We start from the raw sequence: 14401 nt of genomic DNA, 5'->3' as shown, positions 1-14401 counted from the left end.
AGGTTTTGCGTTGCGTCTGCGTCATCCTTGCCTTGCCCCCGCCTCCGGCGCATCACCGCAATGGCTAACCTGATCTTTACCCTTATCCTCCATACCAAACTTGCCATGCCGCCTTTTTGCGCCGTTCAACGGTGCCTTGTGGCGGCGTCTGTGAGGATTGAGGACCGATGTCGAGCAAGAGTAAAGCCCAGCGCTGGGCCGGAGTCGCGACAGGTAGTCTGGTTGCGGCCAGTTTGGCCCTTGCCGGCACCGCGCAAGCCGGGGATGCGCCGCGTCTGCCCGCCGCCAATTTTGTGGCGCTGCAGGAAGGACCGGGCGAGGATTACATCATCGGGCCGATGGATGAGCTGACCGTTTTCGTCTGGCGCAACCCCGAACTGGGCGCCAAGGTACAGGTGCGCCCCGATGGCCGCATCACCACGCCGCTGATTGCCGATCTGCCCGCCACGGGCAAGACGCCTTCGATGCTGGCGCAGGATATCCAGCTACAACTGAGCCAATATATTCAGGACCCGCTGGTCTCGGTGATCGTTACGCGCTTTGCCGGTACTTTTTCAGAACAGATCCGCATTGTTGGCGCAACAGGCCGTCCCGCCTCGCTGCCCTATCGCGCCAATATGACCATCCTGGACGCGATGATCGCGGTGGGTGGGCTCAGCGAATATGCGGCGGGCAATCGCGCCAAGCTGATCCGTTTCGATAAAAGCACCGGCAAGCAGCAGGAATACAAGCTGCGCCTGAGCAATCTGCTGAAGAAGGGCGATGCCAAGGCCAATGTGCTGTTGATGCCCGGCGATGTCATCATCATTCCGGAGAGCGTGTTTTGAGCGGGATGCTGGAAGATATCAAAGCCACTTTGCATGGCGTCTGGCAAAAGCGCTGGCTGGGGCTGTGCGTGGCTTGGGGTGTTTGCGTGTTGGGCTGGTTGGGCGTGTCGCTGGTGCCCAATGGCTATGAATCGCGGGCGCGCATCTTTGTGCAGCTTTATGACCCACTGGCCACGCAAGTGGGCATCAATGATAATGACCGCAAGGCTGCGGTGGACCGCGTGCGCGATTCGCTGACCGGCACTTTGCATCTGGAACAAGTGATCCGCAGCACGCGGTTGGGCGAAGGCATCACCTCGCGCAAGCAGATGGATGCGACCGTGGCAGGGCTTGCCAAGGCGATCCAGATTTCCAGTGAGCAGGACAATCTGTTCACCATTTCAGCCAAGTCCTCGGCCATGCGCTTTACCGATGGCGAGAATGCGCGCCTGTCGCGCGACATCGTGCAAAAGCTGATCGATATTTTCCGCGAGGAAAATCTGAACGGCGGCTTGGGCGAGATGAAGCAGACGCTGCAATTCCTCGACCAGCAATTGGCCAACCGTCAGGGCGAATTGCAGGCTGCCGAACAGCGCCGTCTGGCCTTTGAGTCGCAGCATCCCGAACTGGCGCAGGGCGGCATGTCGCTGATCCAGCGCATGGAGCAGGGGCGCGCTACCTTGCGCGAACTTGATGCCGATCTGGCCGCCGCGCAAAGCTCGGTCGCCGCGATCAACGCGCAAATGGCCAGCATGCCGCAAACGCTGGGTGCCGGTGGCGCTGTGGGCGGTGCGCGGGGGCAATTGGCGCAGGCCCAATCCGATCTGGCGCAAATGCGCGCCCGTGGGCTGACCGAGAACCATCCCGATGTGATTGCCGCCCGCAACCAGATTGCCGCTTTGCGCCAACAGGCCAAGAGCGAGGGTGGGGCAGTCGTCGGTGGCGCGCCCAATCCGGCCTATACATCACTGGAATCGATCCGCGCGGAACGTGTGGCCAATGTGCAGGCCCTTCAGGCTCGCCGCGCTGCGGCAGAAGGCGACATTGCCCGCATTTCCTCGCAGCAGATTTCCAATCCTGAACTTATTCAGGAAGCGCAGAACATCAGCCGAGATTATGACGTGCTGAAAACCCAGTATGACAAGATGCTGACCGACCGCGAGAATCTGCGGCTCAAGGGGCAGGTTGTCTCGGCGCGTGGCACGGCGCGGATGGAGGTGCTGGACCCGCCGGTGCTGCCGCGTGCGCCTGTGGCGCCCAACCGTCCGTTGTTGCTGCTGGTGGTGCTGGTGGCGGGCATTGGTGCCGGCATTGGTGCGGCCTTTCTTGCCAGCGAATTGCAGTCGAGCTTTTCGACCTCGGCCAAGCTGGAGCGGGCTGTCGGCCTGCCGGTGCTGGGCGCGATTTCGCAAGTCGTCAGCCCTGTCGCCATGGCGGAACGCGCGCGCAAGATGCGCCAGTTTTTCGCCGCCTCGGCAGCTCTTGGCGGGGTTTTCGCATTGCTGCTGGTGATGGAATTCATCCAGCGCGGCACGGTTGCATAAGGAGGCTGCCATGAACGAAGCCGTTAAAAAACCGGTGCCCTTGGCCGAGGTCCCTCCGGTGACTGCCATGCCGCAAGTGCCGCCCCATGGGCAGTCCTTGCTGGAACGCGCGATGCAGGCTTTTGAACAGAGGCCGGTTCCTCCGGTCGTGGCTCCCGTGCAACCGGCGGTAGCCGCCGTCCCGCCGGTTCAGGCCGTCCCGCCGGTGCAACCCGTGCCCAACGTAGCGTCCATGGCCGAAGCCTTCAACCGCATGACGCAGGCCGATCACGAGGCAGCCGCCGCCAAGGCTCCGCCCACGGTTCAGGTCACGCCCGCGCCCGTCGCCACACCGATGGCCTATCGCATCAACCAACAGCAATTGGCCGAACGCGGCTATATCCTGCCCGGCAGCGCCCCCAGTGCGCAGTTGGAAGAGTTTCGTCTGGTGAAACGCCAATTGCTGGAACAGGTGGAAGACCTGCGCCGCCAAGGCGCGGGCGTGGAGGCCAAGGTCATTCTGGTCACCTCCGCCCTACCCGAAGAGGGCAAAACCTTCTGCGCCATCAATCTGGCCCTTTCCATCGCGGCGGAGCGCGACAGCGAGGCCGTGCTGGTCGATCTGGATATGGCGCGTTTGGCGGTTCTGGAACATCTGGGTCTGCCCAACGGGGCGGGCTATATCGATGCCATTGCCGATCCGGCGCAAAATGTCGGCCAATTGCTGATCCATACCGATCTTCCCGGACTGACCGTCCTGCCCGGTGGACGCCCGACCAGTTCGGATGCCGAATATCTGGCCTCCGCCCGCGCAAGGCAAGTGCTGGAGCAATTGGTGGAAGGCCATCCCCGTCGCGTGATCATCATTGATACGCCGCCGGTGTTAGCCGCTTCCTTGGCAACCGAAGTGGCCAAGCTGGCGGGGCAGACCGTGTTGGTGGTGAAGGCGGAGTCCACGGCGGCCAGCGCTGTGCAGGATGCCGCCAGCCTGCTGGGCGGCTGCCCCAATGTGCAGGCCTTGCTCAATGGCGCGAAATTCAGCCCCAGCGGTCGTCGCTTCGGCTCTTATTACAATTATCGGGGTTAAGAGCGATGCAGGGGGGCATTCACGCGCGGGACTCGGCGGTTTCCTTGGTGGTGCTGGCTGTCATGCTGGCATCGCCGCAAGTCCACGCACAGGGTAGGCCGCAGCCAGCGGCCAGCACGGCGGCGGATCCCAGCCTGTTGGCACAGGCCATGGGCAATGACGAGGCGCCAGCGCCCGCCAATCCCTACAATCTCTACACCTATGATTCTGAAGTCACCTATGCTCCGCCGCGCAAAGGCAAGGAACGTACGCCTGCCAAGGCAGCCCGTTCCGGCGGGGCCACCTATGGCGCGGACTACGCCCAGAATGACGCATGGCAACAGGGCGGTTCGGGCGGTGATATGCCGCAAGTCGATGCCGCGCGCGGCGGGGTGCGTCCGGGGCGTCTGGGCGTGTTCGATCAGGGGGCGAACGGCGGGCGCAAGCTGACCATCAAGCCTTTCATCGAGGCGGCGCAAGTCGCGCAATATACGCTGACACCGGGCCATGATTTCGTGACCTATTCGGTGCTGGCCGCAGGCGTGAACGCCAGTTTGAACGGGCGCAACAACCAAGGCACCGTCTCGTTGCGTTATGAACGCCGTTATGAATGGACGCGGCGCAGCCATGGGGACGGGCTGACCGGTATTGCCCGCATGTCCAGCGCAGTGGCAGGCGACACTTTGCGGATCGATTATGGCGGCTATGCCAACCGCAGCTATGTTACCACTTCGGGCGCCTCTGTGGGGGCTACCGGCGGGTCGATGGATGCGCTGACGCAGGTCTATTCGGTCTATGCTGGGCCTACCCTGCGCCAACAGGTGGGCGCGGTGGCTATGCAGGCCGATTACCACGCGGGCTATACCAGCGTGGGCAATAGCGTCACCTCGCGCGGCGCATCCAGCACCACACTGAGCGACCGTCTTGACCATTCCACCATGCAACAGGCCCGCGTGGCCGCCAGCACCGAGGCGGGCGATGCCCTGCCGGTTGGGCTGGGCGTGGAGGCGGGCCTGTATCAGGAGGACATCTCCAACCTGACCCAGCGCGTTTCCGACAAACATGTGCGGGCCGAGGTGAAGATCCCCGTGGCGGACAATCTGCTGGCTGTCGGCGGGGTAGGCTATGAAGCAGTGCGAATTTCTGCCCGCGATGCTCAACGCGATGCCAGCGGCAATGCCTCGCGCGACGCCAATGGCCGCTTGCTGACCGACTATTCGCAACCGCGCCAGATTGCCTTTGATACGTCAGGCCTGATTTGGGATGCGGGCGTGATATGGCGTCCTGGCCCGCGCACCAAAATGGAGGCTCATGTCGGTCGCCGCTATGGTCAATTGGGCGGCTATGGCTCGTTGCAATACCAGCCCAATGATTATTCCAGCTTCAATTTGGTGGTCTATCAGGGGATCACCGGCTTTGGCGGGGCTTTGACCAATTCCTTGATGAACCTGCCGACCCAATTTGTCGCCTTGCGCGATGGCGTCAGCGGCAATCTGGGGAGTTGTGTGTCGACACTGGCATCGGGCGCTTGCCTCGGCGGCGCGGTGGGTTCGGTCAATTCCACCGCCTATCGCAGTCGCGGGGTCTCGGCCAGCTATAGCCTTGACTGGCGCCGTGTGCGGGCCGGCATGGGTGTTGGCTATGATCGTCGCCAATATATCGCGGCTGCGGGCACTGTCTTGGCCAGCCTGAATGGCAAGGTGGATCAGGTGCTGTGGGGCTCGGCCTTCCTTGGCTATCGCACCAGCGAGCGTTCCTCGCTTGAGACCACTTTGAGTGGATACAAATTCCAAAGCGGAGTGAGTTCCACTGGCGATTTGCTCGGGGTGCGCGCAGTCACTCTGTACCAATATTTCCTGTCGCGTCGCCTGACGGCCAATGCTTCGCTCGCGCTGGATGGCATCATGCGGGAGGACGCGCAGGACGTTTGGGCCACCGCCGGGTCCGTGGGCATGCGCTACAGTTTCTAGATTTCGGTCCGGCTGCTACGGGCAAGAGGGGCACAGATGTTCGACAATTTCTACGGCTTTAGCGGACGTCCGTTCCAGCTTACGCCTGATCCGGCTTTCTATTTTGAAAGTCTGGCCCATCGCAAGGCCTTGTCCTACCTCGGCTATGGTCTGGCGCAGGGCGAAGGCTTTATCGTCATCACCGGTGAGGTGGGGGCGGGCAAGTCAACGCTGGTCGCGCATTTGATGGCCACGATTGACCGGTTGCGGCTGACGGCGGCGCAGATTGTGACCAGCAAGCTGGATGGCGAGGAACTGGTGCAACTGGTCGCACAGGCCTTTGGCGTGCAAAGCCATGGCACGGAAAAGGCCAGCACCTTGGGCGCGATCGAGGCATTCCTGCATGACGAGGCGCGGGCCGGACGGCGCTGTCTGTTGGTGGTGGACGAGTCGCAAAATCTGGAAATCAGCGCGCTTGAAGAATTGCGCATGCTGTCCAATTTCCAGCTGGGCAGCCATCCTTTGCTACAAATCCTGCTGCTGGGCCAGCCCGAGTTCCGCGACAGCCTGCAAGGCCATCCCCAGTTGGAGCAATTGCGCCAGCGGGTGATTGCCGCCCATCATCTGGACGCGATGGAGCCGGGCGAGCTGGAGCCCTACATCAGCCACCGCCTTGCCGTGGTGGGCTGGAACGGCAATCCCGTGTTTGACCAGCGCGTCTTTGCCGAGCTTTACACCGCCACCCATGGCGTGCCGCGCCGCATCAACCAGATCGTCAACCGTCTGCTCATTCTGGGCGCGGTGGAGCAGAGGCGCCGGATCGACGGGGTGATGCTGGCGCAGGTGTTGGCGGAATTGACCGCCGATGGCGGCTTGCAACTGGCCCCGCCGCCGGTGGAGGCACGGGTGGAGCCGGTCGCTGCTGCGCCGCAAAGCTATAAGCCGCAGGCGGCTATGCCATCCGATGCGATGGTATCGCTGGCGCAGATGGAAGCCGCGCTGGTGCATCGTGATGCGCAGATTGCCGAATTGCAGCAGGCGGTGATCGAGCTGGCCAATCAGGGCGACCTTGCCGCTACGCCCTCGGGCGAGGCTGCCGTGCCGGACGGGGCACTGGCCGCCTTGCAATTGCGGCTGGATACGATCGAAACCAAGATGGTGGAGCAGGACCGCACCATCCGCCACACGCTGACCATGCTGATCGAATGGATCGAGCGCGAGGAGGCCAACCGTGGCTCTCGTTAGCCCTATCAGTGGCTTCTCGGTCGATGTTGAGGATTGGTTTCAGGTGGGCGCCTTTGAAAAGGTGATTGACCGCAAGGACTGGGACAGTCTGACGGTGCGGGTGGACCATAATACCAACCACCTGCTGGATATGTGCGCCGAACTGGGGGTGAAGGCCACCTTCTTCACGCTAGGCTGGGTGGCGGCGCGCCATCCCGCGCTAATGCGGCGGATTGTGGAGCAGGGGCATGAACTGGCCAGCCATGGCTGGGCCCATGCGCGCGTGTTCACGCTGGATGCGGCCGGTTTTGCGGCCGACATTGGCGATGCGCGAAAGGCTTTGGAAGATGCCGCGGGCGTTGCGGTGAAGGGCTATCGCGCGCCCAGCTTTTCCATCGACCAGCGCACCCCATGGGCGCATCCCATTCTGGCCGAGCAGGGCTATACCTATTCCAGCAGCGTGGCCCCGATTGCCCATGACCATTACGGCTGGCGCAGCGCGCCGCGTTTTGCGTTTCGTCCGGTGGCGGGGGCGGACCTGATAGAAATTCCGGTCACCACGGTCGAACTTGGCAACCGGCGCATGGCGGCTGGCGGGGGCGGTTTCTTCCGCGTCTTGCCCTATGCTTTCAGCCATTGGGCGATGAAACGGGTGACCCAGCACGAAGGACGCCCGATCATTTTCTATTTCCACCCATGGGAAATCGACAAAAATCAGCCCCGTGTGGACAATGCTCCGCTACGTTCCCGTCTGCGGCATTATACAAATATTGACGGTATGGAGCCAAAATTGCGCCGTATGCTGAAAGATTTTGCATGGGGCCGTATGGATCAGGTGGCGCAGGTGGAGGCCGCAAGGGCGGTGGACTTCACGCCGTGAATGCTCCGTTCCGCCTTGAAAACAAGACAATTGTCCGGCTGGCCAACTTGCGTGAGCCCGATGAGTCGCGCGCGCTGGAAGGCTTTGTCGCGCGCCATGCGCAAGGCACGGTTTTCCAACGGCCTGCTTGGCTGGCCGCTGTGGAGCGTGGGACTGGACAACAGGCGCTGGCCTTGGTGCAGGAGCGCGGCGGGCGGGTAGAAGCCTATTTGCCGGTCAGCCTTATCCATTCGCCGATCTTTGGCCGTGTGCTGGCCTCGACCGGCTTTGCCGTGGGCGGGGGCGCGTTGGTGGAGGATGGCGTGGATGCGGCGCCACTGTTCGCGGCGGTGGAGGAACTGGCTCTGCGCCATAGCGCGCCCAGCGTGGAATTGCGCGGCGGGCCTTTGCCGGAACAGCGCGAAGGCTGGCAGATTAAGACGCAAAGCCATTGCGGCTTTATCCTTGCGCTGGAACCCGATGATGCCGCCCAGTTGAACGCCATCCCGCGCAAGCAGCGCGCAGAGGTGCGCAAGGCATTGGCGGGTGAGCTTACTGTCCGCATCGGCGCCGGCGCGCAGGACCGCGCCGATCACTATGCCATCTATGCCGAAAGTGTGCGCAACCTTGGCACGCCGGTCTTCCCCCGCTCTCTGTTCGAAGCCGTGCTCGATGGTTTTGGCGAGGATGCCGATATATTGACCATCCTGCATTACGGGCAGCCCGTGGCCAGCGTGCTCTCGCTTTACCATCGCGGGGCGGTGATGCCCTATTGGGGCGGCGGCACATGGGGGGCGCGGGCTTTGCGCGCCAATGACCGGATGTATTACGAATTGATGCGCCACGCCCGTCGGCGCGGCTGCACGCATTTCGACTTTGGCCGCAGCAAGACCGGCAGCGGCGCCTTTGATTTCAAACGCAACTGGGGCTTTACGCCAGAGCCTTTGGCCTATGCCACATGGACCGCGCCCGGCGCCCCGCGCCGCGATGCAGACCCGACCAGTAGCGCGCATGCCGGACGGATCGCCTTGTGGAAAAAGCTGCCTTTGCCGGTGGCGAATGTCTTGGGGCCATGGATCGCAAGGGGGCTGGGATGAGCGGCGAGATCCTCTTTCTGTGCCATCGCATTCCCTTTCCGCCCGATCGGGGGGACAAGATAAGGTCGCACCACATTTTGAAGCAACTGGCGCGTCTGGCGCCGGTGCATGTGGTGTGCTTTGCCGATGATGATGCCGATATGGCCGAGGAAGTAGAACTGGCCACGTTATGCCGGTCCTATCGTCTGATCCGGCGTACCAAGCCCTTGGTATGGGCAGGGCTGGAGGCGTTAAAGCGCGGCGAGCCGATCAGCCTGACCGCCTTTTATGACCCATTGCTGGCCGCCTATATCAACGAATTGGTGGCGGGCGGACGCATCGGCACGATCTATGTCTTCTCTGGCCAGATGGGACAATATGTTCCTGATGGCTTTCAGGGGCGGGTGATCATGGATTTTGTCGATGTGGATTCGGCCAAATTCCAGGCCTATGGCGCGCAGCGCAAGGGCGTGATGGGCTGGGTCCACCGGCGCGAGGCGCGGCTGTTGCAGCAGGAGGAGGCGCAACTGGCCGCCAGTTCGGATTTGAGCCTGCTGGTCAGCCACAAGGAAGCCGAATTGTTCACCCACCGCTTGCCCGCCGATGTGGTGGCGGATGTGCGCGTGCTGGGCAATGGCATTGATTCGGAATATTTCGACCCCGGCCTTGTCGAGCGCGAGCCGCAGATGATGGAGCAGGGCGGGCCGCGCATCGTCTTTACCGGACAGATGGATTATCCGCCTAACATTGCTGCGGTGGAACGTGTGGCGCATCGCATCCTGCCTCTGGTGCGGCAGCAATGCCCGGATGCCACGTTCCATGTGGTGGGGCGTAGCCCGACCGAGGCGGTGAAGGCCTTGGACAAGCTGGATGGCGTCTATATCTGGGGCCGCGTTGCCGATGTGCGCCCGTGGCTAAAGGCGGCGGATATTGCGCTGGTGCCTTTGGAAATTGCGCGCGGGGTGCAGAACAAGGTGCTGGAGGCCATGTCGATGGAACTGCCGGTGGTGCTGACCACGGCGGCGGCCACCGGCATCAATGCGCTGGCGGGCATGCATTTTCTGGTGGCCGATACGGACGAGGCTTTGGCCGAGCAGGTGGTGGCCATGGCCGCCGACCCGCAACAGGGCAAGCGCATCGGCGAGGATGCCCGCCGGTTGGTGGTGGAAAAGCAAAGCTGGCAGAGCGCTTTGTTGCCCTTGGTGGAAATGCTGGGCCATGTGCCGCGCCTCCAGCTTGTCGACACTATGCATGATGCGGCGTGATGGTGGGCGGAGAGGCGGATAGCCTCACGATAAGCACCCAAAGCGTGGCTGTGCCGGAGGCATGGCGGGCAGGGCTGTTGCGATTGGCGCTGGCTTGGGGGCTGTTGCTGGCCATATTCCATGCCGATTGGCAGGCCATGGCGCATCAATGGTGGGATAGTTCCACCTATCATCACATCCTGTTGGTGCCGGTGATCATCGGTTGGCTGGTGTCGCAAAGGCTGCCTGCCTTGTGGAGCCTGCCGGTATCGCTGTGGAGACCTGCTCTGGCGCTGCTGGGGGCTTGCCTATTGCTATGGGCATTGGGCGCTTTGGCGGGGGTGGCGCAGGTGACTCAAGCTGCGGCAGTGGCCATGCTGATGGCCTGCGTTCCCTTGATGCTGGGCGTGAGGGCTGCGGCGGGTTTGGCTTTCCCGCTGGCCTATATGGGCTTTCTGGTGCCCTTTGGCGATGAAGCGGTCCCTCTTCTGCAAATGGTAACCGCGCGGATCACCGTGGCCTTGGTGCATATCAGCGCGGTGCCGGCGCAAATCGACGGCGTGTTTATCAGCACGCCCGCCGGTCTGTTCGAAGTGGCAGAGGCCTGTTCTGGCGTCAAATTTCTGGTGGCCATGCTGGCCTTTGGCGCGCTGGCGGCGCATGTCTGCTTTCTGGACTGGCGGCGGCGGGCGGGGTTCATGGCCCTATGCGTGGTGGCGCCGGTGCTGGCCAATGGAGTGCGGGCATGGGGCACAGTCTATGTCGCGCAATATGTGGGCCGCGCTGTGGCGGGCGGGGTGGACCATATCATCTATGGCTGGGTGTTTTTCGCCAGCGTGATCGCGGGCATTCTGGCGCTGGGATGGCGCTATTTTGACCGGCCAGTGGGCGGGGCTATGGTGGATGTGGACGCGATTATGGCGCGTCCTGTGTTGGCCCGTTGGGAAGGGAAGAGTTCGTCACCAAGACAGGCTTTGGGCGGTTTGGCGGTGATGGCCTTGTTGGCACAGGGCTGGGCTTTGGCGGCGGACAGGCTGGTGGCGCCGGTGCCTGCCCATATCGATCTGCCCGAGGTGGCTGGCTGGCACCGTGTGGATTACAGCCCGCGCCATTGGTGGGAGCCGCGCGCGGGCGGGGCAGACCATCGCCTGCTGGGCCGCTATGCCAATGCGCAGGGGCAGCAGGTGGATGTGTTCTTCGCGCTTTATGGCGCGCAAGGCGTTGGGCGCAAGGCCAGCGGCTTTGGCGAGGGGGCCTTGCCGCCGGAGAGTGGCTGGTCATGGCAATCGCCGGAGCCGTCCACGCCCGATTCCCATGTCGAGCGGCTTCAGGCGGACGGGCCGGTGGAGCGCATCGCCGCCACCACCTATCGCAGCGGGGGAGTAACCACAGGCAGCGGCTTGCGCCTGCGGATGGCCAATTTTGCCGATCGCCTGCTATTACGGCGGCGGGTGACTATGATGCTGATCCTGTCCGCCGAGGATGGCGAAGGGCAGCAGGCTAAGGCTGCGCTGGCCGCGTTCCGGGAGGCGATGGGGCCGCTGGGGCCATGGATGGATCGTGTTGCGCAAGTTGACAACACGCAGAAGGATTAGACGACAATGTGCGGTTTTGCCGGAATATTCCATCTCACCACGCCCAAGCCGGTGGACCCTGCGCGGGTGGAGTTGATGTGCGATGCCATCGCCCATCGTGGGCCGGATGGTTTCGGGATCTGGACCGCTCCGGGCATCGGTCTGGGCCACCGCCGCCTGTCGATCATCGATCTGGAGGGTAGCCCGCAACCCATGGCCAGCAGCGACGGGCGACTGATGCTGGTCTTCAATGGCGAGATTTACAATTACCGCGAACTTCGCGCTGAACTGGCGGCGCAAGGGGCGGTGTTCCATACTGATGGCGATAGCGAGGTAATCCTTGCCGCCTATCAGCGCTGGGGCGTGGAGGGTGTGTCACGCCTGTCGGGTATGTTTGCCTTTGCGCTCTATGATCTGGAAGCGCGCAGCCTGCTTCTGGTGCGCGACCGGTTGGGGGTGAAGCCTTTGTTCATGGCGGAACTCTCCGATGGCAGCATGATCTTTGGTTCCGAATTGAAGGCCTTGATCGCCCATCCCCTGCTGCGCCGCGAGATTGATCCGCTGGCGGTGGAGGATTATCTGGCCTGGGGCTATGTGCCCGACCATCGCAGCCTGCTAAAAGGCGTACGCAAATTGCCTGCAGGCCATATGCTGCTGCTGCAATCGGGCAAGCCTTGCCCGCAACCGCGCCAGTGGTGGGATGTCAGCTTTGCCGAGAGGCGTAAGGGTAGCGCGGCGGATCTGGGCGCGGAATTGCTGCATTTGATGCGCGATGCGGTGCAGAGCCGGATGGTGGCCGATGTGCCCTTGGGCGCTTTCCTGTCGGGCGGGGTGGACAGTTCCAGCGTGGTGGCGCTGATGGCGGAGGCCAGCGCCTCGCGGGTGAAGACCTGTTCGATTGGCTTCGATGTGAAGGCTTTTGACGAAAGCGCCTATGCCCGCCGGATCGCGACGCAATTCGGCACCGATCATAGCGCGCGTACCGTATCGCCCGATGATTATGCCGGTATCGATGATCTGGTGGCCATGTTTGATGAACCCTTCGCCGATGCCAGCGCCTTGCCCACATGGCGGGTGTGCCAATTGGCGCGGGAATCGGTGACGGTGGCCCTGTCCGGTGACGGGGCGGATGAAGCGCTGGCCGGTTACCGCCGCCATGTGTTCCAGCATGGCGAGGATCGGGTGCGGGGCTTGTTGCCCGAAGGATTGCGCGCTGGCCTGTTCGGCACTTTGGGGCGGTACTATCCCAAGGCCGATTGGGCGCCGCGGCCTTTGCGCGCCAAGACTACCTTGCTCAGTCTGGCCGGCAGTAGCGAACAGGCCTATGCCAGTGCGATTGGCGTAACGGGGCCGGATTTGCGGCAGGCGCTCTATTCGCCTGCCTATATGGCTCTGCGTGGTGATTATCGTGCCGAGCGGCCCTTCATGGAGATGATGGCCAAGGCTCCTGCGCGTTCGGGGCTGGATCGCGCGCAATATGCGGATCTCAAATTCTGGCTGCCAGGGGATATTCTGACCAAGGTGGACCGCACCAGCATGGCCGTGGGATTGGAGGCGCGTGAGCCTCTATTGGACCATCGTTTGATCGAATTTGCCGCCAGTATTCCCGAGGGGCTGCGCGTGCGCAGCGGGCAGGGCAAATGGTTGATGAAGGATACGATGCGCCGTTATCTGCCCGAGGACATCCTGTTCCGCCCCAAGCAGGGCTTTGTTACGCCGATAGCGCAATGGTTTCGCGGGCCGCTGGCGGGTACGGCGCAGGCGATTGCGTCGAGCAGCGCATTGGGCCGGACAGGCTGGTTTGACGCTGATGCGCTGGGCGCAATCGCGCAGGCGCATATTTCCGGCCTGTCGGACCATTCGCGCCTGTTGTGGCAATTGGTGATGCTGGATAAATCCTTGGCAAGGCTGGGGCTGGCGTGAGGGTTTAAGCCCTCAATCTTCTTCCCCATGCCCCTTGGCCATATAAGCCTCGCTCTGCATCTCGGTCAGGCGGCTGACGGTACGGTCGAATTCGAAAGCGCCCGTGTCGTTCTCGCGGTTGGTGTTGCCGTATAGCTCTTCCGGCGTGGCATCGGCGGTGACGAACAGCTTGACCTTATGCTCGTAAAGCGCGTCGATCAGCGTGACAAAACGCGCCGCCTCGTTGCGATTGTCGGCGGAAAGATGGGGAATGCCGACCAGAATGACCGTGTGATAGGCCCGCGCAATGGCCAGATAATCGCTGGCCCCGCGCGCCTCGGCACAGAGCTTTTTGAAGCTGAAGACGCCCACGCCCTTCAGGCTTTTAGGCACATGCAGCAATCGCCCGCCGCCCACATCCAGATCGGCGCTGGGCACATGCTCGGCGTCTTCGGGCGGGAAATCGGTCAGGCGGAAGAACACTTCACGCACGCGTTCGGTCGCGGCGCGGCCCAAGGGCTGGTGCCAGCTGCGGATACCGGCCAGACGTTGCAAGCGGTAATCGACCGGCCCGTTCAATGTCATCACCTCCAGCTCATGCTCGATCAGCGCGATGAAGGGCAGGAAATGCTCGCGGTTGAGCCCGTTTTTGTAAAGCTCTGACGGGGCGCGGTTGCTGGTGGTGACAATAGTCAGATCATGGTCGCGGATCAGCGCCGTGAATAGGCGGCTCATAATCATCGCATCGGCGGAATTGTTGACCACCATCTCGTCAAAGGCCAGCACGCGCAGGCCTTGGGCAATGCGCTGGGCCACGGGCGGGATGGGGTCGCCCTTTTCCTCGCGCCGAACATCGCGAAGGATTTCGTGCACCTCCAGCATGAAGGCATGGAAATGCACACGACGCTTTTCGGGGATGGCCAGACTGTCGACAAACAGGTCCATCAACATCGACTTGCCGCGCCCCACGCCGCCCCACACATAGAGGCCACGCGCGCGGGTCGGTTTCTTGGCAAACAGGCGTGACAGCAATCCGGTTGCGGGCGGTGTTTCCAGTGCCTGTTGCAGTGCGTCAAGCCGCTGGGCCGCCGCCGCCTGTTCGGCATCGGGGCGCAATTGCCCGTCGGCAACCAAAGCGTGGTAACGGGCCAACACGCCCCTGGCTTCACTCATCATGC

At 62.7% G+C, this 14401-nt stretch carries 11 protein-coding genes; 10 read left to right on the top strand and 1 reads right to left on the bottom strand.

Annotation, left to right across the window (positions count from 1 at the left end; genetic code table 11):
- The first annotated feature begins 167 nt into the window (after positions 1-167).
- From EOE18_RS14975 to EOE18_RS14930, 10 genes are read left to right on the top strand one after another with little or no spacing between them, the layout of a single operon-like run.
- Positions 168-827, top strand: a complete 660-nt coding sequence (locus EOE18_RS14975; RefSeq protein ID WP_127710983.1) for an XrtA/PEP-CTERM system exopolysaccharide export protein — start codon at positions 168-170, stop codon at positions 825-827.
- 5 nt (positions 828-832) lie between these two features.
- Positions 833-2350 carry an XrtA system polysaccharide chain length determinant gene (locus EOE18_RS14970; RefSeq protein ID WP_342772671.1) on the top strand — a complete coding sequence of 506 codons (1518 nt, stop codon included), beginning with the start codon at positions 833-835 and terminating at the stop codon, positions 2348-2350.
- Between the two features lie 10 nt (positions 2351-2360).
- Complete coding sequence (locus EOE18_RS14965) at positions 2361-3416, top strand: P-loop NTPase family protein (RefSeq protein ID WP_127710979.1); 1056 nt, start codon at positions 2361-2363, stop codon at positions 3414-3416.
- A gap of 5 nt (positions 3417-3421) precedes the next feature.
- Positions 3422-5365: a preprotein translocase subunit YajC gene (locus EOE18_RS14960; RefSeq protein WP_127710977.1), complete on the top strand. Its 1944-nt coding sequence runs from the start codon at positions 3422-3424 to the stop codon at positions 5363-5365.
- A 36-nt stretch (positions 5366-5401) separates the two neighbouring features.
- Complete coding sequence (locus EOE18_RS14955; RefSeq protein WP_127710975.1) at positions 5402-6589, top strand: XrtA/PEP-CTERM system-associated ATPase; 1188 nt, start codon at positions 5402-5404, stop codon at positions 6587-6589.
- Entirely contained in the window at positions 6576-7448 is an 873-nt protein-coding gene (locus EOE18_RS14950) for an XrtA system polysaccharide deacetylase (RefSeq protein ID WP_127710973.1), read from the top strand. Before EOE18_RS14955 ends, EOE18_RS14950 begins: the two co-directional genes overlap by 14 nt.
- Complete coding sequence (locus tag EOE18_RS14945; protein WP_181953062.1) at positions 7445-8524, top strand: FemAB family XrtA/PEP-CTERM system-associated protein; 1080 nt, start codon at positions 7445-7447, stop codon at positions 8522-8524. Before EOE18_RS14950 ends, EOE18_RS14945 begins: the two co-directional genes overlap by 4 nt.
- Complete coding sequence (locus tag EOE18_RS14940; protein WP_127710969.1) at positions 8521-9768, top strand: TIGR03087 family PEP-CTERM/XrtA system glycosyltransferase; 1248 nt, start codon at positions 8521-8523, stop codon at positions 9766-9768. The genes EOE18_RS14945 and EOE18_RS14940 overlap by 4 nt, the downstream gene beginning before the upstream one ends.
- 44 nt (positions 9769-9812) lie before the next feature.
- Positions 9813-11342, top strand: coding sequence for an exosortase A (xrtA, locus tag EOE18_RS14935; protein WP_246027470.1), 1530 nt, complete (start codon positions 9813-9815; stop codon positions 11340-11342).
- Positions 11343-11348: 6 nt separating this feature from the next.
- Positions 11349-13244, top strand: coding sequence for an XrtA/PEP-CTERM system amidotransferase (locus EOE18_RS14930; protein WP_127710967.1), 1896 nt, complete (start codon positions 11349-11351; stop codon positions 13242-13244).
- Positions 13245-13256: 12 nt separating this feature from the next.
- On the opposite strand, the gene zapE is transcribed toward EOE18_RS14930, so the two are convergent.
- Positions 13257-14399, bottom strand: coding sequence for a cell division protein ZapE (gene zapE, locus EOE18_RS14925; RefSeq protein WP_425464300.1), 1143 nt, complete (start codon positions 14397-14399; stop codon positions 13257-13259).
- Positions 14400-14401: the final 2 nt, after the last annotated feature.

It is taken from the genome of Novosphingobium umbonatum, from assembly GCF_004005905.1.
Classification (GTDB): domain Bacteria; phylum Pseudomonadota; class Alphaproteobacteria; order Sphingomonadales; family Sphingomonadaceae; genus Novosphingobium; species Novosphingobium umbonatum.
The sequence above is the reverse complement of the archived record's forward strand: the minus strand, read 5'-3'. Positions and strand labels throughout refer to the sequence as shown.